Origin of the sequence: Methylobacterium sp. 174MFSha1.1, from assembly GCF_900116815.1 — a bacterium.
GTDB lineage: Bacteria > Pseudomonadota > Alphaproteobacteria > Rhizobiales > Beijerinckiaceae > Methylobacterium.
Window position 1 is genome coordinate 1 of the sequence record NZ_FPCB01000053.1, and the last position, 22,320, is coordinate 22,320.

Here is a 22,320-nt window from a genome sequence, read left to right on the forward strand (position 1 = left end):
CGACAACTCGGCGACGCACAAGACCAAGTTGATCCGCGATTGGTTGGCCAGGCGCCCGCACTATCACGTGCACTTCACCCCCACCTCCGCCTCGTGGATCAACCAGGTCGAACGATGGTTCGGTCTGCTGACGGAGCGAGCGATCCGGCGTGGGGTTCATTGCTCCGTCGATGAGCTTGAACGCGACATCCGCGCCTTCATCGAGGCCACGAACGCTGATCCCAAGCCGTTCCGGTGGGTGAAGTCGGCCGACGCCATCCTGGCCAGCGTCAAACGCTTCTGCCTCAGAACACTCGAAGCTGCGCCAGAGCCAACGCCTTTGCCACGAACTTCAGATGCAGGACACTAGTGCCCTGACTCAAACGGATGGTACAGCGTTGCCGTTGACAGCATCGAGGATGGCGGCGGCTGGCTTGGTCCAGACGAAGGGCTTCGGCCTGTCGTTGTGCTCAGCGATGTAGCGGTTGATCGCCGCTTGCAGGTCGACGATCCCGCTGAAGCTGCCACGTTTCAGCCTGCGCCGGGTCAGGGCGGAGAAGAAGCCCTCGACCGCGTTCATCCACGAGGCCGAGGTCGGCGTGAAGTGGAAGATCCAGCGCGGATGCCGGGCCAGCCAGGCGCGCACCTTCGGATGTTTGTGCGTGCCGTAGTTGTCCAGGATCACGTGGATCAGTTTGCCCGCCGGCACCGCGGCCTCGATGGTGTTGAGGAAGCGTAGGAACTCGTCGTGGCGGTGACGCTGCATGCAGCGCCCGATCACCGTGCCCTCCAGCACGTCGAGCGCGGCAAACAGCGTGGTGGTGCCGTGACGGACGTAGTCGTGGGTCTGGGTCTCGGGCCGACCTGGCGTGACGGGTCGGCTCGGACGGGTGCGCTCCAGGGCCTGGATCTGGCTCTTCTCGTCGAGCGAGAGCACGACGGCGTGGCGTGGCGGGTCCATGTAGAGGCCGACGATGTCCTCGACCTTCTCGGCGAAGGCCGGATCGTTCGAGCGCTTGAAGCTGCGGACCCGATGCGGCTGCAGGCGGTGCGCGTCCCAGATGCGCTGGACGGACCGCAGGGAGATCCCGACGGCCTGCGCCAGGGCGCGGCCGGTCCAGTGGTTGACCTCACCGGGCGGCTCGGAGCAGGTCAGCGCCAGCACCTCGGCGACGGTGTCGGTGGAGTGGGGTGGCTTGCCAGGCGGACGGGTCTTGTCGCGCAAGAGACCCTCGACGCCTTCTTCGGCATAGCGCTGTTGCCAGCGCCAGACGGCTGGCCGGCTGACGCCGGCCTGCTGGGCGACGTCGAGGACGGAGAGGCGTTCGGCCGAGAGCAGGACGATGCGGGCGCGCTGGATGTGCTTGAGGGGCCGCCCCCGATCGGCGACGATGGCGGACAGGTGCGCCAGGTCGACGGCGCTGGGGATCACGCAGACAGTCTGAGCCATGCCCTCAGACTCGCATGGCTCACGCCTCCTGTGAATCCTCTGAATGCGTCAATGCACTAGTGCCCGCGTTCCGCCCCCTCACGGGTGCTGGGCTGCCGCCTCTTTCTCTTTCCAGCGTGGCAAAAACGACCAGGAACGATAAGATGGCTGGGCGCGCAGGTGACCTGCACCTCGCCCCAGCCGAAGCCGATGCAAATCAGGTTGCCTGACCCGTTTATCGTTTCCGATCCAGCGCGCCTCGCGGCTCTGGATGCATTCGACGTCCTCGATACCCCGACCGAGTCGGGTTTCGACGATGTCGTGCGCCTCGCAATGCGTCTTTGTGCGGCGCCTGTCGCTCTCGTCAGCCTCGTTGCCGCCGACCGCCAGTGGTTCAAGGCTAACGTCGGATTTCCGCAGTGCGAAACTGACCTTGAGAGTTCGGTTTGCAAGTTCGCGCTTGCCGAGCCTGACCTCCTTATCATTCCGGACCTCGCCGCTGATCCGCGCACGGCATCAAACCCCCTTGTCACGGGGGAGCCGCACATTCGCTTCTACGCCGGAGCACCTTTGCGCCTGACGGGCGGCGCGGTCGTGGGCTCGCTGTGTGTCATCGATACCGTCCCCCGACCTGTAGGATTGACCCTGGAGCAGAGCGATGACCTGCGTGCCTTGGGTCGTCAGGTGGTCCTCCTGCTTGAGGCGCGCCGATCTATGGCCCGCGACAGGGCCGAAGCTTTCGAGAAGGGGGAGGCACAGGCCTCCGCACTCGCGCGCGCTGCAGTAAGCGAGGCGCAGAACGTCTCCCTGCGCATCAGCGACCAACGCTCGCGTTTCGCCCAGGAGGCCGGGGGCGTCGGCACCTACGAACTCGCCGTCGCCTCCAGCATGATGCAGGTGTCAGCAGAATTCTGCCGCCTCTACGGTGTGCCGGTCGCGCCCCTCTACTCAGCCGCAACCTTCGAGGCGCTGGTGCTGCCCGAAGACGCGGGCATGCGCTCCAGCGACGAGAGCCGCGAGGATGGCAGCGCGGTACTGGACATCGAATACCGCATCCGCCGAGCGGATGATGGCGAGCTTCGCTGGATCGCGCGGCGAGCAACCTTCACGCGCGATGAGAGTGGAGCTGTCGTCGCCATGTTCGGTACCGTGCGCGACGTGACCGAGCGCCGCGCGGTGCAGGATGCCCTACGCGCCAGTGAGGCGTTGGCACAGGAGAACATCCAGCGGGTTCAGCTAGCGCTCGCAGCCGGGGCGATCATCGGCACCTGGAACTGGGACATCCCGTCGGACTGCTTCACCATCGACGAGGCCTTCGCCCAGACTTTTGGGCTCGATCCGGTTCTAGGCCGCGAGGGCATCCCACTCGCTCAGATCGTCGCGACCGTGCATCCCGACGACCAGGCCGGGCTATCGGCCGCCATCACCACCGCGATTTTGCGGGGCGGCGCCTACGCCCACCAGTACCGGGTGCGCCGCGCGGACGGGCGGTACTACTGGATCGAGGCCAACGGCCGGGTCGACAGGGCGGAGGATGGCACACCGCTGAGCTTCCCCGGCGTCCTGCTCGACATCGAGGAGCGACGCGCTGCCCAGGCCGCGCTGACCGCGAGCGAGAGCCGATTGAGAGCGCTCGTGACCGCCGGCGCACAGTCGGTCTACCGGATGAGCCCGGACTGGCGGGAGATGCGCCAGCTCGACGGGCATGGCTTCCTTGCCGACACGGTAGCGCCGAGCATGCGCTGGCTCGACTCCTACATCGATCCCGCCGACCGCCCGGAAGTGATGGCAGCGATTGAGGATGCGATCCAGCGCAAGGGCACGTTCGAGCTTGAGCATCGGGTACGGCGGGCCGATGGAAGCTTTGGCTGGACGCTCTCGCGCGCCGTGCCTCTCTTCGAAGAGCATGGCGAGATTGCCGAGTGGTTCGGGGCGGCGAGCGATGTGACCCCCCGTCGAACCGCCGAGGCACGGCAGGCGGCCCTGGTCACGGTGGGCGACCAGTTGCGCGACCTCGGTAGCATACCCGACATTGTCCACGCGGCGGCCGGGATCGTCGCACAGGTGCTCGGCGCGACGCGCGCCGGTTACGGACTGGTTGATGCCGCGCGCGCGAGTGTCGACGTTCCAACCGACTGGTGCGCACCGGGGATCGCCTCTGTCGCTGGCCAGCACGACTTTCGCGACTACGGCTCCTACATCGAGGATCTACGGCACGGTGCAGCCGTCCTGATCGAGGATGTAGAACGCGACCCCCGCACTCGAGAGAGCGCCGCGACACTGCTCGCGATCGGTGTTCGGGCACTGATCAACGTGCCCGTGATGGAACGCGGGCGTCTCGTTGGGATCGGCTTCATCCACTCCGATCGTTCCCGCGCCTTCTCAACCGAGGAGCTGGCCTTCGTGAGGGCTGTGGCCGACAGGGTTCAGGTCGCCGTCGCACGGGTGCAGGCAGAGGCGCAGCAGGCGCTGCTGAACGGCGAACTGTCCCACCGGCTCAAGAACACCTTGTCGATGGTGCAGGGCATCGCCGGCCAGACGCTGCGCAGTGTCCCGGATCAGGCCCCGGTGCAGGCGTTCTCGCAGCGTCTCATCGCATTATCGCGGGCACATGACGTACTCCTGCAGGACAGCTGGGCGGCTGCGCCGATCCATAGCGTTGTCGAGCGTGTGCTATCCCTACAGTCCCCCCTGGACCGCTTCCGGATCGAGGGGCCGAACCTAGCGCTTTCCCCGCAGGCGACACTGTCGCTGTCTCTGCTATTGCACGAGTTGACCACCAATGCAGTCAAGTACGGTGCGCTCTCAAACGAGGCGGGAACGGTCAGCGTGGCGTGGTGGGTCGAGGATGACGAAGAGCGAACGGTCGTTCTCACTTGGCAGGAGCGCGGTGGCCCACCGGCACAGGTACCGACGCGACACGGCTTCGGAGCGCGGCTGATCCAGATCGGGCTGGTGGGAACCCGCGAAGCGCAGCTGAGTTATACCACGTTGGGCTTTGACGCTGAGTTTCGCGCTCCTAGCTCGCAGGTGGTTGCGTCGTGATCCGGGCGGTGACGGGTTCTCTCTGGGGGGAATCCATGACAATTGAAGGCACCGAGCGCCGGCCAATTGTGCTTCTCATTGAAGACGAGCCGATCCTAATGATGGCCCTGTCGGACCTCATCGAGGAAGCGGGCTGCGCGGTCGTCGAGGCGACGACGACCGTCAAGGCGATCCGCATCCTGGAGGCCCGCATGGACATCCGCGTGGTGGTGGCGGATCTGGACATGCGCGGGTCGGCAATGGGACTGAAGCTGGCTGCCTTGATTCGGGACCGGTGGCCGCCGATGGAACTCATCCTGACGGGGGCCGTGAAGCCGGAACTGGCGAACATTCCGGCTCGAGGTGTGTTTCACGACAAGCCGTTCAACCATGCCGGCATCGTCGAAAGCATCCGCGCTTTCACGTCAAACGGACAGTCGTAGATCGCTTTGTCGTGATGCTGGATGACACGACACATGCTGGCATATCATTTGATTTCCTTATTTACAATGCTGATATGACCAAGAGCCCCTAACAGAACTCGCTCTTGTACCTGCTAAGTGTCTGACATTACAGGAGCAAAGGAGGTTTAGATAGGTGCTCTGAGTCCTGTTTTGCGATAAAGCCTTGAGCCCGCCTATAGGCCATCCGGGTCATGCATGCGTGCCACGGATCGCTCGCATCTAGATCGTCCCAGGTAGGGAAGCACTCGATGCGCCGGCGGGTATGCTCGTGTAGCTTGCGGGCAATAACAGCAAGTTGCATAGAATGGGCAGGAGGGCGGGTTGTCGACGCTCCCGTGGGGCGAATCCGTCGGACTTGGATGCGCCGAGCCAGCTGCTTTAGGCCTAGCACCGCGCCCGTCACGCAAGCCAGCACCAGAGGGGATATGGAAGCGGGGTAGGCGGTGCGAGTCATAGCGCCTCCAGGCCTCTCCCAGATTTTCCCGACGCTACCTGGATCGGCGGCTCGTTGACCCAACGCCAGTTCACTTTTAAGCAGCTTGTATGTCATTGCCCAGATTGCGCCTGGCTGCGAAGCTATCAACGAACTGGTGTGGTGATGCCTCTCTTTCAATGGCAGGAATCGCCAGTCATATAATGTAGGAAATACGACATTATATGTCAGAAACAGACTCAATATTCTCAAAATAGATTGAATCGCTACTTTTTAGGTTGTGATTTTTGATTTATATGTTGACACCAACGAGTATGGGGTGTGCATGCTCGCGGGCGACTTATTTGGATCGTGCGATGCCTACATTTTTCTTCGACATCCATGATGGAAAGTGGATTCACGATGACGTAGGGGTTGAATGTGAAAATATCGCGGAGGCTTGTCGACACGCGAAGCGCACTCTGCCTGCGATAGCGCTTGACAATACATCGCAAGAGGATGATCGTCACGCGATCACAGTTATCGTCACCGATAACGATCGTCGTCCGGTCTATACCTCTAGTCTCATAATTATTGGAATGATGATAAGCTGATGATATTGCATTACAATGTTGAATTAATATTTGCACGACCGCTTGATCTCGCCCCACTTTAAACGAAGGGCTTGCACGAACTTCCCAGAGAGAGTGCTAGCGTGTCCAACCTGTGAGCAGAAGCACCAACAGGATGATGATCAGGATGCCGACGAAGCTCAAGCCGCCTGTACGTGGCGCCTACCAGCGTATAAAATGAGTCGCTTCGGGTTTTTCTGAGAATGTTTGATTAAATAAATTCACGATCATGCTGCAATCGTGAAGCTATCCAGTTCTTTTATTTTGTTTCATTTCTAATACGGCCGATATTTATTCTGTTGAAAAATGCTCTAGACGCGTCGAGAAAGGTGCAGGTACTCAGGATTGAAGCTGCAAAAATTTCGTAGACGAGCCAAGTTTGGAACTTTCAAGTGTCTGTGCTTTAGATCGACCAGACCTAAGAAGCGCAAATGTTGTAGCGTACGGTTGGCGTGCACAATCGAGAAGCCTAGGATATCGGCCAGATGGACTTGTGTCAGAGGTAGAAAACAAGCCGTTTCTCCCGCCAATCCGACGACCTGCAAACGCAGCAGAAGCTCACAGAAGAGATGAGCCATCCGCTGATCCGCCCCACGTTGCCCGAGGTTCGTCAACCACTCGCGCAGGATTCCTTGTTCCACCAGCGTCGCCCAGCAGAGCGCCTGCGCAATGCGGGGATGGTTGCTGGTCAGATCGACAATCGTGCTCCGCGGAATCTCCACGATCTCACAGGCTGTCAGGGCAGCGATGGAGTGGTCCATGCGGTTCAGGATGGCGACGTGCAGGTCGCACGTGTCTCCCGGTACGAGCAGGCCGAGGATGTGGCGCTGACCGTCAACCAGGATCTTGTAGCGGCAGGCGAAGCCCCGGGTCACGAGAAACACGCTCTCGGGGCGATCGCCTTCTCGGATCAAGTCGACCTGGGAGGAAACCCACCTCCTCTGGCTCATCACCCCCATCAGCGTCCCTCGATCTTCATCCGTCAAACCGACGCTGCGTTCGAGCTTGGCGATCAAGGCATGGGAGTCGGGCAGCGGGACGTCCGCGGCGTCCGTCGGGACCGGCCGCTGCGATGGTTCGGTCACGATTAACTCCCTGTTCGCGGCGGTGCCGTCCGGCTCATCGTTTCAACCGTTGCCGGAGCCATCGGGCCGCTGCCTCCGGCGTGTCGAAGGTGGGGGCACGCAGGCCTGCCAGGCGGCCGAAGCCGGCCTCGAGGAACCAACCGCGGAGCTGTTGGTGACCGGGCGTATCGAGGCGCACGAGCACGCCGACCAGCAACCCGTTGGCCATCACGAGCAACCCCTGACGATCATCGCTGTCCGTGTCGACGCCGATCGGCTGAAGCACAACAAGCGTCTCGACGTTGTGCGGCGGCGTCATCATGAGCTTCTTCGGCCAGTGCTCGGCCATGGAATGCTGCGGCGCACACCCCACCGCGTGTTCTTCAGGTGCAGGTAATTCGGGTTGTAGCCGCATAAGGCTTTCAACCGCGGCACATCCAGAATGGTCAGGGTCCGGCGCTTGAGCGCGATCAAGCCGAGCGCGCGAAGGTCGCGCAGCGTGCGATGCACATGCACGTTCGACAGGCCCATGGTGTCGGCGATGTCGATCTGGGTGAACGGGAAGCTGAAGCTGTTGTCCGTCACACGGCCCACGGCCTCCAGCCGCAGCAGGAGTTCGCAGATGAGATGGGCGATCCGCAGGTTGGCCGGGCGGCCTCCGACATTGACGAGCCATTCCCGCAGAACGGCCTCGTCGACGAGGGCGCACCACATCAATGCCTGCGTGACCCGAGGATGATCGTTCGTGATCTCGACGATGGACTGTCTCGGGATATCCACGACTTGGCAGGCCGTGATCGTACCGATATTATGATCCATCTGATCGAGAATGAAGACATTCAGGTCGCAGAAGTCGCCGGGCACGAGATAGGCCATGATCTGGCGCTGCCCGTCCGGCAGAACCTTGTAGCGGCATGCGTAGCCATCGAGGATCAGATGAACGCTGTTCGGCGGATCGCCCTCGCTGATCAGGTCGGTGCGCGCGGGCACTCTGCGAATGCGGAGCGTCAAGGCACTCAATGCCTTGCGATCCGCCTCGGTCAGTTCCTCGAAGCTCTCAAGCTTTCGGATCAGTGCGTCCTGCATCAGCTACATCAGTCAGAAAGATGCGACAATGTATGTCGTAAATCTGACCTCCGCACAGTCCTATGATTGTTTTCTTGCGGCTGAAGACGATTAAGATCATACAGTGCGCCGTCGCTTGCACATGCAACCCGGCGCAAGCGGTGAGGATTGTTGGCTCCCGCCCCCAACGAGGTCGGGATCGTGTCCGTCCAGAGAGCGTGCCACAACCGTCTGCTTGCGGCACTTCCGCCAGCGGATTTTGCCCGGCTTCAACCCCACCTGATGACGGTGCCGCTCCGGATCGGGGAGGTGCTCATGGCGCCCGGCACGCCGATCCGGCACGTCCTCTTCGTCGAGGATGGCATCCTCTCGGTGATCGCGACGGCGTCGGACGACCGGCAGATCGAGCTGGCGCTGATCGGCCGGGAAGGCCTCGTCGGCCTGCCGGTCCTCATGGGCACGGACCGGAGCGCGCATGAGGGACGGGTGCAGGCGAGCGGCTACGCCTGGTGCCTGAAGGCGGACGCCATGCGCGAGATCCTCGGGACCAGCCCCGACCTGCAGGCCTTCCTGCTGCGCTACGCCTATTCCGTGACCGTCCAGATCGCCGGCACCGCGCTCGCCAACACGCGCTACAAGGTGGACCAGCGTCTCGCACGCTGGCTCCTGATGTGCCACGACCGCACCACGGGCGACGAATTGCCGACGACGCATCGCTTCCTGTCGCTGATGCTCGGCATCAACCGTCCGGGACTGACGACCGCACTGTCGGTGTTCGAGCAGGCCGGCATGATCCGGACCGAGCGCGGCACCATCACGATCCGCGACCGGGCCGCGCTGCTCGCGAAGGCCGGAGCCTGCTACGGCGGTCCGGAGGGCGAGTACGAGCGCCTTCTCGTCGAAGGACGCCCGGTCTCCCGGTAAGCGACGCTCGCGAGGGGCCCTGATCGTCGTCCCGCTCTCGCCCTTGCCGTGCGCCCGGCGCGGCATCACCGGCGCGGGTTCGCCATGAAGAACCGCACCATCTCGCGGCTGGCGTTGGGGCCCGCCGGATCGGTGTGGGAACCGGCCGGATGGCCGCCGGCCCAGGCATGCCCCGCGCCGTGCAGAATCCACTGTTCCGACGTCCAGGCGCCGGCCGGTTCTGTAAGGAGGGTGCGGGTATACGCCGTCCCGCCGCTGGAGCGCCCCTCGACGGTGGTGACGATCAGGTCCGAATCGGGTCGTGCCTGGGCGACGGCTTGGTCGCCGTTGATGGGGGCGACGGTCGTATCCCGGTCGCCGTGGAAGACGATGGTCGGCACCGGATGCGTCGCCTGCCGCGGCGGCAACAGGGCGCCCCGATACATCGTGGGCAGGGCAAGGAGCATCGAGCCGGCCGAACCGCAGGCGAGGCCGGAATGGATGCCGACGGCCGCGTAGAGGTCCGGATACGTCATCGCCATGACGGCGGCGGCGGCGCCGCCCGACGAGAAGCCCGCGATGTAGACCCGCGCCGGATCGACGCCGAAGCGGCCCATGATCTCCCGGGTGAGGCCGGCCAGGATCGACGGCTCGCCCCGCTCGCGCTGCTGATCCGCGTCCCGGAACCAGTTCCAGCTCTTGGTGATGTTGGCCGACCGCGGCTGATCCGGATAGGCGATGAGGAAGCCCTGCTCCTCCGCCAGGCGATCCATGTTCGTGCCGATGGCGAAGTCGCGCGCCGATTGCGAGCTGCCGTGCAGCATCACCACCAGCGGTCGGGGGCCGTCCCCGGGGCCGGACGGCACGAACAGGTCGTAGGCCCGGCTTCCGGCAGAGTTGCGGAACCGGCACTCGAGCGCCCGGGGCCGGTCGATCGACAGCCCCGAGGCTCCGGTCTGGTCGATCCTGAAATTCATGGTCATCGCTGAACTTTCGTGTGGGGATTCGCCTGGAGCATCACCGGATCGCAGCCGCGGTTCGTGGGCATCGCGCCTTCGCGGATGCGCCGACAGCCACGCTGGAATTCGTCGCCTCTCCGGACGAGGCCGATCTCGTCATCGCCCAGGGCCGACCGGCGGGCCGTGCCGGAACCCGCCCGCCGCACGGTGAGGGGCGGATGGGCACGAGGCGGGACGGCCTTGCCGGAGGATGGAACGAACGATGCCGTCGGCACGGGTCGGCGTGGCGGCGCCCTTCCGACAACCCCCCGGCCTCGGCGATGTTGCATTGCAACATGAAAGGCCGGACAGACCTGCCTCGTCGGAACCGATTGCCGGCCTCGGGACGGCGCCGGCTCCCGACCGCGAGGCGTGAGGCGGGGCCGTGGCGTTCCGGCCGTCCTTCAGGCCGCCTCGAGCGTCCGCACGCGCGAGAACCCGACCAGCCTGCGGGCATCCTCGTCCCAAAGCGCCAGACCGAGGCAGCGGAGGCTGTCGCGCAGCGTCAGGCGGCCCACCTGCCCGAGCATCGCGTGGTCGTCCATGCATTCCTGGAGGCGGTAGTTCGGGATACGGCTGTTGAGGTGATGGACGTGGTGCAGGCCGACATTGCCGGTGAACCATTGCAGCACCGCCGGCAGCACGTAGTGCGAGCTTCCACCGAGAGCGGCGGTGTGGAAGTCCCAGGTCTCGGGACCGTCCCAGACCGTGTCCTCGTACTGGTGCTGGACGTAGAACAGCCATCCGCCGATCCAGGCCGCCACACACACCGTCGGAACGAGCGCGACGAGCACCGGCATCACCCCGCCCGCCGCGACAGCCAGCAGGCCGACGAGCACGGCGAGAGCCGCGTCGAGCGCGAGCACGTCGCGCCAGGCGGTGCGCCAGGGCAAGCCGACGCCGAACGGCATGCGCTGGAGCAGCATGAAGTTGAGCGGCGAGCCGAGCCCAATCAGCAGGAACGGATTGCGGTAGAGCCGGTACCGGAGCCGGCCCAGGCGCGACAAGGCGAGGTACTCCCGCACCGTGAGGGTCGCGACGTCGCCGGTGCCGCGTCGGCTCAGGTCTCCGGTCGAGGCGTGGTGCAGAGCGTGCGCCCGCTTCCAGCTGTCGTAGGGCGTCAGCGTCAGCAGGCTGAGGGCGCGGCCGATGGCGTCGTTGGCGGTGCGGGAGGGCAGGAACGATCCGTGCCCGCAATCGTGCTGGATGATGAAGAGGCGGACGAGGAGGCCGCCGGCCGGGACGGCGAGGAGCGGCACGACCCAGCCATGGCCGGTCGCCGCCGCGGCGATCATGGCGGCGCACAGGACGAGGTAGGGCAGACCGGTATTGGCGATCTGGCCGAGGGCGCTGCGCATGTCCGGCTCCCGGTAGGCCGCGCAATGGCGGGCGATGTCGCGCGCTGCGATCGCCGCGGCAGGCGTCGTCTCGGTATTCATGGGGTTAAGCCTTACATCGGGGAGCGGGCGACGGTCCTGCGCCGGTCGGTCGGTCGGTCGGGATGGGGGCGGGGGCACCGCCCCCGCATTTCCGTCCGGCACCGGAGAGAGCCCGGCATCAGGCGACATTCCGGGCCGCCGCCTCGACGGCGGAGACGATGTCGGCCGCCCCGAGACGGACATAGGCGAGCACGTCGTCGGGCGTGCGGCCGCTCTTCGGCATGGTCCGGACCGCGAGGGCGTGCACCATCGGCGCATCGACGGCCTCCGCCGCGGCCTCAGCCAGTTCGCTGCCGATCCCGCCGACGTAGTTGTCCTCGACCGTCATGACCACGCCGCCACGGCCGGCGAGCGCCAGGACCGGCGCGGTGTCCATCGGCAGGCAATAGGCGTCGACCACCGCCACCGAATGCCCGGCCTTGGCCAAAACTTCCGCCGCCTCCAGGCAGCCATGAACCATGTAGCCGGAGGCGACCAGGACCATCCGCGGCCCGTCGTTCGGCGAGCAGCGCAGGACCTTGTGGCCGCCGAACGGGAAGCGCTCGTCGTCCGCGTAGAGGATCGGCAGGTCCGCCCGCACAGCCCGCAGGTAGAAGGCGCCCGGGGAGCACGCCATGGCGAGCACCATCGCGTAGGCGCCCACGGCGTCGCTCGGGGTCAGCACCGTGACCGCCGGGCGGCCGGCCTTATCCTCGACATGCGAGAAGGCGCGCATGAAGGCGACGTCGGCGAGCGCCATCTGGCTCGGCCCGTCCGAGGCCAGGGTCGCGCCGGCATGGGTGCCGACGAGCTTGAGCCCGGCGCCGCCGATGACCGCCATCTCGATCTGGTCGAAGGCGCGCTCCAGGAAGCGCCCGAAGGTGCTGGCGAACGGGATCTTGCCGCCGCTCGCGAGGCCCGCGGCCGCCGAGACCATGTTCTGCTCGGCGATGCGCGCCTCGAAGTAGCGCTCGGGAAAGGCCTTCGCGAAGCCGTCGGCGTAGGTCGAGTTCTTCACGTCGGCATCGAGCGCCACGACGGCGGGATTCGCGGCGCCGAGAGCCTCCAAGGCGAGCCCGTAGGCCCGGCGCGGCGAGAGGGCGCGCGTCTCCTTCACAGCTGCGGCGACCGTCGGGTTGCGGCCGACCGCCGCCATGAACCCGACCGGCTCGGTCGCAGGCGTCGAGGCCGGCGGCGCGGGAGGCGGCGCGATCGTGAGGACCGCCGCGCTCGCGCCGGGGTCGATGCCGGCGACGCCTAGCGCCCGGGCGCGCGCATCGAGGGCGGCGAGGGCGGCGTCGAGCGCGCCTGCCGTGACGGGGGTGCCGTGATGACCCATGCCGCCGAGGTCGGGCACGCCCCAGCCCTTGACGGTGCGGGCGATGACGCAGAGGGGCCTCGCCTCCCGCGAGGTCGGCCGCGCCCGCAGGACCTGCTCGATCGCGACGGGATCGTGGCCGTCGACCACGACCGCCTCCCAGCCGAACGCCTCCGCCTTGCGTGCCAGGGACTGCCAGTCCTGGGCCGGGGAGACCCGGTCGCTCTGCCCGAGGGCGTTGCAGTTGAAGAGGGCGACGACGGACGAGAGCCCGTGATCGGCGATGAAGTCCATCGCCTCCCAGATCTGGCCCTCTCGCGCCTCGCCGTCGCCGATGATGCAGTAGATCGCCTTCGCGCTGCCATCGATCCGGGCGGCCGCGGCAAGCCCCGCCGCGACGGAGAGCCCCTGTCCGAGCGACCCGGTCGCCGCGTCGAAGAACGGAAACCCGAGCATCGGGTTGGGGTGGCCGTCGACGAAGCTGTCGATGCTGCGCAGGGCGAGGAGATCGTCCAGCGTCATCGGCCGCGCCGCGCCGCCGGGGCGGACCGTCACGCCGAGATCGGTGCAGGCCGCGTAGACGATGGGCACCGCATGGCCCTCGGAGAGGACGAGGCGGTCGGAACCGGGGGCGTCGGGTCGGGCCGGGTCCCAGCGCATCACCCCGTACATCAGCACCGTGACGAGGTGGGCGAGCGACAGCGCGGTGGTGGGGTGCCCGCTCCCGGCCGAGGTGGTGGCCCGAATCGCGAGCTTGCCGAGCGCGATCGCCTTGGCGTGGACGGCCTTCGACCGGATGTCGTCGGCCGGATCGATGGGCGGGACTGGCGCGGGCATGCTCATGCGGCGGCTCCTGTGCGGGACGTGTCGGGGGCCGCCGCCGCCGGCGCGTTGCCGGATTCGATGCAGGGGCGGCTCAGGTCGTCGAGCCAGACGGCGACCCCGTTCGCCGCGAGGTCGTGCAGTGGGTTGGTCATGCGGTCATCCTTGGTTCGTCGGAGCACCCGCCGGCCGGGCCGATCCGTCGCGCCGGCCACGTCCGGGGCGCGCGGTCATCCGATTGACCGCAGGGGCGGGGCGCGCCCGGCTGGTAGGCGGGTGCCTTCGGCGAGCCAGGCCTCCGCCGCGCTGCGCCCGGCCGCGCGCAGCCGCAGCAGGAAACGCCAGCCGAGATCGGTGCTGCTCTCGTCCTGGAGCGCCGGGTGGTGGTCCTCCGCCGAGACGCGGTGCAGCGCCAGGGCGCGGAGCTTCGCCGCCAGGGCGCTGCGGCCCCCGCCGGACCACGACAGGTCCACCATCGTGCGCAACGCGGACAGCTCGCGCTGGAGCACGCCGTCGAAGGTGATCTGCTCCAGTCGCCGGACGATGTCGGGCGCGCTGCAGGGCGCCCCCTGGCCGAGACTTGGCACGATCTGAACCAGCAGGATCGCCGGGGCGTCGGACGCCTCGATGAGGCGGATCAACGGCGGGTTGGCCGAGTAGCCCCCGTCCCAGTAGCGCCGGCCCTCGATCTCGACCGCCTGGGACTTCAGGGGGATGCAGCCCGAGGCGAGGACCATCTTGCGCACGAGTTCGGTCTCGCGAAAGATCCGGGTCGCGCCATCCGAGACCGCGGTCGCGGCGACCAGAAGCTTGAACGGAGGCGCGGCGCGAAGGGCGTCGAAATCGACCGCGTCGGCGAGCAGCCGGTCGAGGGCATCGTGGTTGAAGGGATTCGACTGGTAGGGCGAGAGCCAGCGGGACGTGATGTCGGTGAAGACGGTCACGGCGGGCCCGAGCTGGGGCGGCGCGGTCTCGCTGATGCGCTTCCAGAAGCGGTCGAGGTGGCGCCGCGCCTCCGGCCGGCCACCGGCGATCAGGCCGGCCGCCATCACGACGGCGTTGACCGACCCGGCATTCGTGCTGCTGACGGCGTCGATGACGAGATCGTCCTCCTCCAGCAGCCGGTCGAGGACGCCCCAGGTGAAGGCGCCGAACGAGCCGCCGCCCTGGAGTGCCAGCGAGAGGGTGCGAGGCGCGCGGTGCGGTGCCGGGTCGGTCGGTGCGATCATCGGATCGGGTCCGGTGTCGGGGCAAGGAGGCAGGCCGGTCCCGGATCGGTCGGCGGGATCGGCCGCTCCGGACGATCGCCTCTGTGCGGGGACCGCGTCCCGTCGCCTGTGCCACGACAGCGCGACCGCGCCGAGGCACAGGATCCCGACGACGGCGAGCAGCGGCGGTCCGAGGCGGCGGAGAGGAGCCTGCGTCACCTGCCCGGACCTCGGCGCGGCGGCGGGTCCCTCGGCGCTGGGTTCCGTGGCGCCGGTTCTCACTTGGGTGCCGACGACGGGCCGGTCCATGAAAGCGTCCGCCATCGCGAGGCGGAACGGAAGCGGCCCGCGGCGTTCCGAACGGGGATCGATGGCCATGGTGGTCTCGTGAGCGTGGAGGAAACGGGTTGGATCCCGGGGCGATCCTTGCCCGGAAGCGGCCCGGGACCGGGCAGGAGCGCCGCCGCTTCGCGCCATCCTCCGACGCCGTCGTGGGTCCGGCGGTGGGCGATGCAGGGGCGAAAAAGCCCGATCGGAGTTCGTCCGTGGCGTTCCCATCAGCGGCGTCTGCGGATCGCCACGGCGAGGAGGTAGCCGAGGGCACCGGCCATCGCGGCGAACGCGAGCGGGAATTCCTTGGCATACTGGGTGAGCGTGTCGCCGCCCCGTCGGGGGGCGGCTCCGGCCTCCGGAAGGACGTCGCGACCCGTGTCGATCGCCCGGTCGGCGAGGTCGCCGGCCTCGCCCGCCACGTCGCGCACGGTGTCGCTTGCCTGCCCGACGCGGGTCTCGGTGGCGCCTCCGACCTCGTCCCGCTTGCCCTCCGCCCTGGTCTCGTCGTTCCCGGCTACGGTGCCGGCCGCGCCCTGGACCTTGCCGCCGAACTCCCTGGCGGCGCCGGCGATGCGGTTCTCGTCCATCTCGTTCTCCTGTCGTCGTCGGGTCGGGGGCCGCCGCCGGGCGGAACCGGCTGGTCCGCCCGTCCGCCGTGCCACCCGCATGAAGGCCCGTCCGGGTCGGCCGGTCGTCGGGGTCGTCGTCGGTCGGCCCCAACCGCCGGGTTTCCGGACGGTCGTCCGACGCCTCGGCCCGCTCCGTCATGCCCGGCGGCGCGTCGCGGGCTTCGCTGCGGCCGTTGCCGGAACGGCCGCAGCGCCTCACGGGACCGATCTTCCGCCGCCCGCGTGGCGGGAGGGCATGGCCGATGCTGCGATCGCGAACAGGACGAGAAGCTGGATCACGGCACCGGCCTTTCACGGGAGGAGAGCCGAGGAGGCCCGGAGTGATGCGGGGCTCGCAGGCGCGGCCCGCAAGGACGTCACACGCGGCGCGGCGCCGGTGCGTGGGAGGAGATGCGGGTGACGACCGGCGCGACGGCCGCGCTGCGACCGGCGAAGAAGGCGGCGAGCGCACCGAAGATCAGGGCCAGCGCCCCGGAGAGGGCTCCCTGGGACACCCGACGGGCAGCGGCGTCGGCAACCTCCTTCGACTGCTCCTTGGCCGAGGCGAGGGTCTCCTTGAACTGCTGCACGTATTGGGCGACCTGGCTCCGGGCCTGCTCGACGGGGATGTTCTGGGCCTTCGCCAGGGCCTGGGCGGCCTTGTCCTGCGCGGCGGCCTGCTGGGCTCCGTCGCCCGAGACGGCGGCGCGCATGGCGGTCACCGCGGTGTCCTTCAGCGCGGCCGGATCGGACCCGGATCCGCCCCGGATTCCGGCCTCGATCCCTGAGAACGGGTCCGTGACCTTGCTCAGGGACGGCGCCGCCGCCTGCGCCAGGGTCGAGACCGATCCGCTCATCGCGTTGCCGACCCCGCCGATGGCCGAGGTGGCCGTGCCGAGGGCGCCACTGACGATGCCGCTGGCTGCCGACGACAGCATGTACAGGACGACGAGGGTCGAGACTGCCCAGGCGAGCAGGCCGTGATGACCTGCCATGGCGGGCGACGGCTTGCCCGAGAGCCGGCCGGCGAAGTATCCGCCAGCCCCCGCGGCGAGGATCCCGGAGAGGACGAACCAGAGGCCGGCGCCGATGCCGAGCGAACTCGCCGCCGGGGTGCCGTCGCCCAGGGGATCGACCGTCGAGAGGCCGATGCCGAGGCCGAGCATGTTCAGGATAACCTGGGCGATGAGCCCGACCGTGGCGCCCGCGAAGACTGCGCTCCACGAGACCGAGTTCAGCATCATCGTGCGCACCTCCTCGGCCGGCGCGACGGCATTCGTCTGGGATGGGGCCGGATCGAGGCCGGGCTGGCGGCCCGGGGCGACGGGCGTGGCTTCGCTGATGGTGGGCATTGGGGATTCCTGGATGTCGGGATGGGACGGGCGGCGGATCAGACGACCCGGCGGCCCACGAGGGCGTGGTAGAGCCACAGCACGACCACCGCTCCAACGGTGGCGACGAGCAGGCTGTAGAGGTTGAGTCCCGAGACGCCGGGCTCGCCGAACTGATGGAACAGGAAGCCGCCGACGACGGCGCCCACGATTCCGAGTGCGATGTCGACGATCAGCCCCTGGCCGGTGCTGTTGACGATCCTGCTGCCGATGAATCCGGCGATCAGGCCGAGGATGATCCAGGCGAGGAAAGACATGGGTTGGCTCCAGCTTGCGGCAGGCGGCGGGTCCCGGCGCGAACGCGCGACGGGCGATGGAACGCATCCGATGGCGAGGTCCGCATCGGGCGCGTGGACATGACGGGTGTCGAATGCGGCCGTGGCTTCGGCCTTGCCGACCGTCAGGCCGATGGCCTGCTTGCAGGGCACCGCATGATCGGGCGGCGGATGCCTACGGCATCGGATGGATCGGCCCCGCCGCCATCGCCATTCATACCTTCGCAGAGGGTACGATTATTAAATATCTGTTCGTGGCATAAGTTCCAAATATTTTAGCGATTTATTGAAGATAAGTCGGCGGACGGGCCGAAATATACAAATAACATATGTATGTCTTATTCGAGACAATCATCGTTGGATGATGATCGGCACGGAAGAGATCGTCGCCAGGACCGAAAAACACGTCGCCACGCGGATGGAAACACCGACCGGTCCGTCACGGGCCGCCGGCCGTCGAAACCAGGGACGGGATCCCGCAAGGCACGCATCCGTACGGCGTGACGATCCCCACTCCTCGTACCGGGCCGCGTCGGGCGGCCCCGTCGACCCCTCGGCGGAGCAGTCGCACCGACCATGTTTCTTCACATGTCCGACGCCTCGATATTGGCATACCCGAGAAAGACGCACCCGATCATATGATGAAATAATATAAATCGGCGCTATTCAATGGTGTCCAGGTCGGATTTTCGATAATACCCCCTCCTGCGATTAAGGGAGCGACATAAGTATCCGAGCGTTGCCGGGCATGGGCGCATGCCGTCTCGCGGGGTGTTGGCGCCGGCGGAACGGCCGATATCCGGGAGCGCCGACACCGAAGCCCGCAGGCTCGTCGGCGATTCGACCCGGTGTGTGGTGCCCGTCCGCCGCCCCTAGCGCATCCAGGAATCGATCAACCTTCAACGGAGATCCGGCATGGCCGAGCGTCACGATCAAGCCCTATCCCCGCCGGGGCCGCAGCGGAAGGGGGGCCGGATCAAAGGATTCCAGAGCTACGTCCGATCGCACCATGATCGGGCGATTCTCCGGGCAGCGGCTCCGCGCAGGCCTCGCGATAATAAATTCTATGACATTCAAATGATATTTTCGCACAATCCCCTTATAGGTGCGAATTATTTCAATGTCACGTGGCTGAACCATCCTGATATTCGGCAAGTTGTCGTTCATACGACTCGCAAAATCGCTAGCGGAGCATGCACATGACGGAAAACACATCGGGCCAGGACAGCCGCCAAGGCAAGCCTGGCAAGCCCGTGCTCTATGTCTTGATCGCCAGCTTCGGCTTGGCCTTGGTCTCGTTCGTCGCCCTGCTGACCTGGCAAGGCGCGAATGCGCCGACAGACGTGAGCCAGACCGCATCGCGACAGCAGGGCACGGGTTCGGCGAGCGGGCCGTCGAACGCAGCGACGTCGGCGACTTCCACTGGCGTGCCCGCCGGCAACCCGGCCTACCCGCAACCCGCGTCGCGCAGCGGCAATCCGTGACACCCGTCTCGACCGAGGGGTGGGGCGGCTATTCCGCGACATCGACCGGTGGCCGGCATGTCACTGTCGGCCGATAGCGGCGACGGCGGCGGCATTCGCAAGGATCGTGTCCGGGGCCGCGGGCGGGGGGCGTCCCCACGGGTTGATCGGCGCTCGCGCGGCGGGGCTCGCCGCACAGGCGCTGGCTGTCCGCCGGCCGTATCCTCGCTCCAGTCCGGGGACCGGCACCACCGATGAATCCGGCGGCGGTCGAACCCACCCGCGAGGGGCGCCGCCGACCGTGCCTCGGTCCTCGGCCTCATCCGCGCGGAAGGGGGCGAGCCTCGTCGAGGTCCGGCAGGTCCCGATCGGTTTCCGACCGCGCCGTGTAGTGCGGATCGAGCTGAGTCGTGAGCAGATCGCGGCCCTCGCCGGTGTCCTTGCTGATGGCGAGCAGGGAGTTGTAGGACCGATCGTTGTCCCGCAGGGACGCGTTCAGGACCTCGTGGGGCGCCAGGTGCCGGCAAGCCAGGCGCTGAAGCATCGCAATGATGTCGACCTCCGTCGCGAGCTCGAAGCCGATCGTGCTCCTGAAAAAGATCTCGACGCCGCTCCGGCCTTCGATCACCCAGACGCGTCTCGGCTCATCCGACATTCGGTGCTTCTCCTTCGATGCCAACGGATGCACTCCTTGCGCGCGCGAGACCGAGGGGGGCGGGTGCAGGTGACGTCCGGTCTGTGCAACAGACCTCGCTTGAACGATCTCACGCAGGGATCGTCTTTCGCGCTCGGAGAGGCGGCCTTACGCTGCAACCCTGACCAGATATTATCCGGAAAAAATCGAAGAAAACGGTGGTATGTTGTATTTGTTGATTAATTTGTGTTGTATTCCAAGCTCGTCATCGGTTGTTTCTTACAGGTGCTGATGGCTGGGAGAGGTGTGCGCTTCCACCTGCAAAGTGAAGGGAGGGCCGCCTTGGTCCCCACATCGAGCCACCCGGCAGACATGCTCGTTCGCAAGCTGGGCAGCATTGCGCGCCTCTCCGACGAAGAGCGCCGCGCCGTCATGCGCCTGCCCATGACGATCAGGCCGTTGCCTGGCGGGCATGATATCGTATGCGAGCACGACCGTCCCATGCAGTGCTGCCTGATTCTGGATGGCTGGGCGAGCCGCTACCAGTTGTTAGCCTAGGGCAGGCGCCAGATCTTCTCGTTCCATGTTCCGGGCGACATTCCCGACCTGCAGAGCTTGCACCTGCGTGTCATGGACCACAGCCTGTGCGCCTTGACGCCCGTCACGCTGGCGTTCGTCCCCCACGAGGCGATTCGCGACCTGACGACCGGGTATCCCGGCATCGCGGCGACGCTCTGGCGTGATACCTTGGTCGACGGTGCCATCTTCCGAGAGTGGATGGTCGGGATGGGCCGTCGGTCGGCATACCAGGCGGTCGCGCACCTGTTTTGCGAGATGTATGTCAAACTCGAGGCCGTCGGGCTGGCCGAGAATCATCGCTACAGGCTGCCCGTCATGCAAGTCGACATCGCCGACGCGCTCGGTCTGTCGAACGTGCACGTCAATCGTGTTTTACGCCAGTTGCGCGAGGAAAATTTGCTCGCGCTTAGGAATGGCTGGCTCAATATTTCAAACTGGCCGGAACTCGCCAAGATCGGCGAGTTTGACCCCTTGTACCTCCATGTAGACCGACTGGCAGCATGAGCCTCCTCTTTCAGCCTGTCCCGATCGCAACGGGCAGCCGCGACGCAGAGAGCCGGCTCGTCTTCGGCGACGGCTTCCTGGTCGCTGTGCTGGTCCGCCTCTCCGAGGATCACGGGGTGGATGAGGGAAGGTGGTTTCTCGAGGCGGGCTTCGGCCGGGTGGATGACCAGGGCCAGCCCACCTTCGCCGATCTTGATGAAGCGCAGGCGTGGATCCAGCATCGCCTCGACGGGCAATGAGCCGGTCGCCGGCCCTCGCGCTTCGGGCGACACGCCGGAAAAAGGCGTGCGCTATCCGTGAGAAATGCCAGGCCGCGCACGGGTTTCGCTGTCCTCGAGCGACATGGCTCTGCCTCGCGCCGGACACTCGGCCGTCTCGGCCCGATGTCGCGCGAGCCTCGGCCCCGAGGCATGGCAGAACGGAAACACGGGAAGTAGCGCATGCCGATCCGCCGGGAGCACCAGATCACCCGCCAGATGCTCCGAGATGAGCCCGACACGCTCTGGGTGTTCGGCGACACGCTGATCGGCAAGAGCCTGGGCGGCCAGGCGGCAGAGATGCGTGGCGAACCGAACGCCGTCGGCATCGCGACCAAGCCGTTGCCGGCCATGGACCCGGCCGCCTACTTCACGGACGCTGATATTGAGACGTTCCGCAGGGCTGCTGAAACCCCGTGTCGCCGACTCGCCGATCACCTCCGGTCCGGCGGCATCGTCGTCTGGCCGGCAGCAGGAATCGGGACGGGTCTTGCAGATCTGGAGCGACGCTCGCCGCGGATCTGGGCGAGCCTGGAGCGGACTCGTGAGACCCTTGAGAGGCTGTGAACTGCCCGTTTGCCTACGGAGAGGGAGCAGCGCTCCCAGCGGCACGGCCGTTTCGGTGGAGGGGTCCATCTCCTCGACGTCGATCGCCAGCCGAACTTTGCCGGATCGGCTCTCCTCCGCCGGATCATGAGAAGGCCGCCCCATCGGGCGGCCCCTCCCTGCCGTCGTTACAGGCCCAACAGGGCACCGGTGGTACCGGCGACCGTCATGGCGAGTCCTCCGACCAGTACCCCGATCATCGCGTAGGAGACGGCCCGCAAGAGCATGGCCTGGATTCCATCCGACCCGATCAACAGCGATATCCGCCAGAGGTCTGACCATACTGCTTGACCGGGAAGTTCTGCTGGTTGGCGTTGCCCTCCGAAGCCGAGCTCATCGGGCAGGCGCCGTAGAAGGGCACGCTGGTATTGGCACGGCCGCCGATCGAACCCGTCGTCTCGACGTCGTCGCTCCAGAATGGGTCCGAGGGGGAGCTCGACTCGAACGCCATGGCGGATGAGAGCGAGGCAATGCCGAGGACGAGCGCCACGGCGAATGAAGCGATAGTGATTTTCATGTCTTGTGATGTTCCTTGGTCCAAAGCGCGGACGATCCAGTGAGCTGTCGTCCACGTCGGTAAGACTATCTTACAGAAAATGTCTATGCTGTTATGTGTCTATGCGCATTCACAATATCGCAACAAAGCCAGATTGGGCGGAAATAGAACTGAAATGACGAGGAATTTTTGCTAAAATCGAGACTTTGGCAAAAATATGCGAGATCAAACCAAAAATATCCTCATGGCGACTGCCCAAGATGCCGACTTACTGAACCGTCTCGACCCCGGTGAGGCGAAGCTTGAGTGACGGCCTGGCCGGCGACAGCGCGCATCACGACGCCGAAGAGCGAAGGAGTGGGCGTCCTCCCAGGGCGAACTCCGCACCGCCCGGCGTGGGCTGCTGTGTCAAAAGAAGGGCCGCCGTCAGGCGGCCCT

The 22,320-nt window shown here is 66.2% G+C and carries 23 protein-coding genes; 9 read left to right on the forward strand and 14 right to left on the reverse strand.

Going from position 1 to position 22,320, the window contains the following annotated elements:
- Positions 1 to 349, forward strand: a 349-nt coding sequence (locus tag BM430_RS30570) for a transposase (protein ID WP_177303218.1), incomplete at its 5' end; no start/stop codon positions are given.
- Between the two features lie 9 nt (positions 350 to 358).
- On the opposite strand, the gene BM430_RS30575 is transcribed toward BM430_RS30570, so the two are convergent.
- The gene (locus BM430_RS30575; RefSeq protein ID WP_177303219.1) at positions 359 to 1,429 is read right to left on the reverse strand and encodes an IS630 family transposase; all 1,071 of its coding nucleotides are present in this window, start codon (positions 1,427 to 1,429) and stop codon (positions 359 to 361) included.
- A 159-nt stretch (positions 1,430 to 1,588) separates the two neighbouring features.
- Here BM430_RS30575 and BM430_RS30580 point away from each other — a divergent pair, with 159 nt between their 5' ends.
- Together BM430_RS30580 and BM430_RS30585 are read left to right on the forward strand one after the other, a co-directional pair.
- A complete protein-coding gene (locus tag BM430_RS30580) occupies positions 1,589 to 4,453 on the forward strand; it encodes a PAS domain-containing protein (protein ID WP_093570984.1) in 2,865 nt (954 codons plus the stop codon).
- Positions 4,450 to 4,875, forward strand: a complete 426-nt coding sequence (locus BM430_RS30585) for a response regulator (protein WP_244539738.1) — start codon at positions 4,450 to 4,452, stop codon at positions 4,873 to 4,875. Before BM430_RS30580 ends, BM430_RS30585 begins: the two co-directional genes overlap by 4 nt.
- A gap of 1,376 nt (positions 4,876 to 6,251) precedes the next feature.
- Here BM430_RS30585 and BM430_RS30590 read toward each other — a convergent pair.
- Genes BM430_RS30590 through BM430_RS30600 form a run of 3 tightly spaced genes read right to left on the reverse strand, consistent with a single transcriptional unit; the run spans position 6,252 to position 8,090 of the window.
- Positions 6,252 to 7,025 (reverse strand): Crp/Fnr family transcriptional regulator, encoded by a 774-nt coding sequence (locus tag BM430_RS30590; protein ID WP_244539739.1) that lies wholly within the window; start codon positions 7,023 to 7,025, stop codon positions 6,252 to 6,254.
- Between the two features lie 34 nt (positions 7,026 to 7,059).
- Positions 7,060 to 7,353, reverse strand: coding sequence for a hypothetical protein (locus BM430_RS30595; protein WP_244539740.1), 294 nt, complete (start codon positions 7,351 to 7,353; stop codon positions 7,060 to 7,062).
- Entirely contained in the window at positions 7,323 to 8,090 is a 768-nt protein-coding gene (locus BM430_RS30600; protein ID WP_093570985.1) for a Crp/Fnr family transcriptional regulator, read from the reverse strand. Before BM430_RS30600 ends, BM430_RS30595 begins: the two co-directional genes overlap by 31 nt.
- Before the next feature lie 261 nt (positions 8,091 to 8,351).
- Here BM430_RS30600 and BM430_RS30605 point away from each other — a divergent pair, with 261 nt between their 5' ends.
- A complete protein-coding gene (locus BM430_RS30605) occupies positions 8,352 to 8,993 on the forward strand; it encodes a Crp/Fnr family transcriptional regulator (RefSeq protein ID WP_093570986.1) in 642 nt (213 codons plus the stop codon).
- A 65-nt stretch (positions 8,994 to 9,058) separates the two neighbouring features.
- Here the strand turns inward: BM430_RS30605 and BM430_RS30610 are convergent, their stop codons facing one another.
- The 8 genes from BM430_RS30610 to BM430_RS30640 form a co-directional block, all read right to left on the reverse strand.
- The gene (locus tag BM430_RS30610) at positions 9,059 to 9,955 is read right to left on the reverse strand and encodes an extracellular catalytic domain type 1 short-chain-length polyhydroxyalkanoate depolymerase (RefSeq protein ID WP_244539741.1); all 897 of its coding nucleotides are present in this window, start codon (positions 9,953 to 9,955) and stop codon (positions 9,059 to 9,061) included.
- A gap of 419 nt (positions 9,956 to 10,374) precedes the next feature.
- The gene (locus tag BM430_RS30615; RefSeq protein WP_093570987.1) at positions 10,375 to 11,409 is read right to left on the reverse strand and encodes a fatty acid desaturase; all 1,035 of its coding nucleotides are present in this window, start codon (positions 11,407 to 11,409) and stop codon (positions 10,375 to 10,377) included.
- Positions 11,410 to 11,527: 118 nt separating this feature from the next.
- Positions 11,528 to 13,549 carry a transketolase gene (locus BM430_RS30620; protein ID WP_210188470.1) on the reverse strand — a complete coding sequence of 674 codons (2,022 nt, stop codon included), beginning with the start codon at positions 13,547 to 13,549 and terminating at the stop codon, positions 11,528 to 11,530.
- On the reverse strand, positions 13,546 to 13,683 hold the full coding sequence (locus BM430_RS34930) for a hypothetical protein (RefSeq protein ID WP_177303217.1): 138 nt from the start codon (positions 13,681 to 13,683) through the stop codon (positions 13,546 to 13,548). The genes BM430_RS30620 and BM430_RS34930 overlap by 4 nt, the downstream gene beginning before the upstream one ends.
- A 75-nt stretch (positions 13,684 to 13,758) precedes the next feature.
- Positions 13,759 to 14,757, reverse strand: a complete 999-nt coding sequence (locus BM430_RS30625) for a patatin-like phospholipase family protein (protein WP_177303220.1) — start codon at positions 14,755 to 14,757, stop codon at positions 13,759 to 13,761.
- 536 nt (positions 14,758 to 15,293) lie between these two features.
- Positions 15,294 to 15,656, reverse strand: a complete 363-nt coding sequence (locus tag BM430_RS30630; protein WP_177303221.1) for a CsbD family protein — start codon at positions 15,654 to 15,656, stop codon at positions 15,294 to 15,296.
- A gap of 398 nt (positions 15,657 to 16,054) precedes the next feature.
- Positions 16,055 to 17,029, reverse strand: a complete 975-nt coding sequence (locus BM430_RS30635; RefSeq protein ID WP_093570990.1) for a PhnA-like protein — start codon at positions 17,027 to 17,029, stop codon at positions 16,055 to 16,057.
- A gap of 38 nt (positions 17,030 to 17,067) precedes the next feature.
- Positions 17,068 to 17,325 carry a GlsB/YeaQ/YmgE family stress response membrane protein gene (locus BM430_RS30640; protein WP_093570991.1) on the reverse strand — a complete coding sequence of 86 codons (258 nt, stop codon included), beginning with the start codon at positions 17,323 to 17,325 and terminating at the stop codon, positions 17,068 to 17,070.
- Positions 17,326 to 18,542: 1,217 nt separating this feature from the next.
- Here BM430_RS30640 and BM430_RS30645 point away from each other — a divergent pair.
- Positions 18,543 to 18,827 (forward strand): hypothetical protein, encoded by a 285-nt coding sequence (locus BM430_RS30645; protein WP_093570992.1) that lies wholly within the window; start codon positions 18,543 to 18,545, stop codon positions 18,825 to 18,827.
- A gap of 298 nt (positions 18,828 to 19,125) precedes the next feature.
- Here BM430_RS30645 and BM430_RS30650 read toward each other — a convergent pair whose 3' ends face one another.
- Complete coding sequence (locus tag BM430_RS30650; RefSeq protein ID WP_093570993.1) at positions 19,126 to 19,461, reverse strand: hypothetical protein; 336 nt, start codon at positions 19,459 to 19,461, stop codon at positions 19,126 to 19,128.
- A 228-nt stretch (positions 19,462 to 19,689) separates the two neighbouring features.
- Between BM430_RS30650 and BM430_RS35725 the strand changes: the two genes are divergently transcribed.
- The 4 genes from BM430_RS35725 (at position 19,690) to BM430_RS30665 (ending at position 21,347) form a co-directional block, all read left to right on the forward strand.
- Positions 19,690 to 19,998, forward strand: coding sequence for a hypothetical protein (locus tag BM430_RS35725; RefSeq protein ID WP_348273100.1), 309 nt, complete (start codon positions 19,690 to 19,692; stop codon positions 19,996 to 19,998).
- A 72-nt stretch (positions 19,999 to 20,070) separates the two neighbouring features.
- On the forward strand, positions 20,071 to 20,523 hold the full coding sequence (locus BM430_RS35730; RefSeq protein ID WP_348273101.1) for a Crp/Fnr family transcriptional regulator: 453 nt from the start codon (positions 20,071 to 20,073) through the stop codon (positions 20,521 to 20,523).
- Positions 20,520 to 20,762, forward strand: a complete 243-nt coding sequence (locus tag BM430_RS30660; RefSeq protein WP_093570994.1) for a hypothetical protein — start codon at positions 20,520 to 20,522, stop codon at positions 20,760 to 20,762. The genes BM430_RS35730 and BM430_RS30660 overlap by 4 nt, the downstream gene beginning before the upstream one ends.
- 201 nt (positions 20,763 to 20,963) lie before the next feature.
- A complete protein-coding gene (locus tag BM430_RS30665) occupies positions 20,964 to 21,347 on the forward strand; it encodes a DUF7831 domain-containing protein (protein ID WP_093570995.1) in 384 nt (127 codons plus the stop codon).
- A gap of 289 nt (positions 21,348 to 21,636) precedes the next feature.
- On the opposite strand, the gene BM430_RS30670 is transcribed toward BM430_RS30665, so the two are convergent.
- A complete protein-coding gene (locus tag BM430_RS30670; RefSeq protein WP_093570996.1) occupies positions 21,637 to 21,903 on the reverse strand; it encodes a hypothetical protein in 267 nt (88 codons plus the stop codon).
- Positions 21,904 to 22,320: the final 417 nt, after the last annotated feature.

Bases quoted from the DNA above. Each gene is read 5' to 3' on its own strand.
- BM430_RS34930 (WP_177303217.1), bottom strand. From the start codon at position 13,683: ATGACCAACCCACTGCACGACCTCGCGGCGAACGGGGTCGCCGTCTGG.
- BM430_RS30620 (WP_210188470.1), bottom strand. From the start codon at position 13,549: ATGAGCATGCCCGCGCCAGTCCCGCCCATCGATCCGGCCGACGACATC.
- BM430_RS30605 (WP_093570986.1), top strand. From the start codon at position 8,352: ATGACGGTGCCGCTCCGGATCGGGGAGGTGCTCATGGCGCCCGGCACG.
- BM430_RS30645 (WP_093570992.1), top strand. From the start codon at position 18,543: ATGACGGAAAACACATCGGGCCAGGACAGCCGCCAAGGCAAGCCTGGC.
- BM430_RS30665 (WP_093570995.1), top strand. From the start codon at position 20,964: ATGCCGATCCGCCGGGAGCACCAGATCACCCGCCAGATGCTCCGAGAT.
- BM430_RS30600 (WP_093570985.1), bottom strand. From the start codon at position 8,090: ATGCAGGACGCACTGATCCGAAAGCTTGAGAGCTTCGAGGAACTGACC.
- BM430_RS30650 (WP_093570993.1), bottom strand. From the start codon at position 19,461: ATGTCGGATGAGCCGAGACGCGTCTGGGTGATCGAAGGCCGGAGCGGC.
- BM430_RS30630 (WP_177303221.1), bottom strand. From the start codon at position 15,656: ATGGACGAGAACCGCATCGCCGGCGCCGCCAGGGAGTTCGGCGGCAAG.
- BM430_RS30670 (WP_093570996.1), bottom strand. From the start codon at position 21,903: ATGAAAATCACTATCGCTTCATTCGCCGTGGCGCTCGTCCTCGGCATT.
- BM430_RS30640 (WP_093570991.1), bottom strand. From the start codon at position 17,325: ATGTCTTTCCTCGCCTGGATCATCCTCGGCCTGATCGCCGGATTCATC.
- BM430_RS30610 (WP_244539741.1), bottom strand. From the start codon at position 9,955: ATGACCATGAATTTCAGGATCGACCAGACCGGAGCCTCGGGGCTGTCG.
- BM430_RS30595 (WP_244539740.1), bottom strand. From the start codon at position 7,353: ATGGCCGAGCACTGGCCGAAGAAGCTCATGATGACGCCGCCGCACAAC.
- BM430_RS30635 (WP_093570990.1), bottom strand. From the start codon at position 17,029: ATGCCCACCATCAGCGAAGCCACGCCCGTCGCCCCGGGCCGCCAGCCC.
- BM430_RS30660 (WP_093570994.1), top strand. From the start codon at position 20,520: ATGAGCCTCCTCTTTCAGCCTGTCCCGATCGCAACGGGCAGCCGCGAC.
- BM430_RS30615 (WP_093570987.1), bottom strand. From the start codon at position 11,409: ATGAATACCGAGACGACGCCTGCCGCGGCGATCGCAGCGCGCGACATC.
- BM430_RS35730 (WP_348273101.1), top strand. From the start codon at position 20,071: ATGGACCACAGCCTGTGCGCCTTGACGCCCGTCACGCTGGCGTTCGTC.
- BM430_RS30625 (WP_177303220.1), bottom strand. From the start codon at position 14,757: ATGATCGCACCGACCGACCCGGCACCGCACCGCGCGCCTCGCACCCTC.
- BM430_RS30575 (WP_177303219.1), bottom strand. From the start codon at position 1,429: ATGGCTCAGACTGTCTGCGTGATCCCCAGCGCCGTCGACCTGGCGCAC.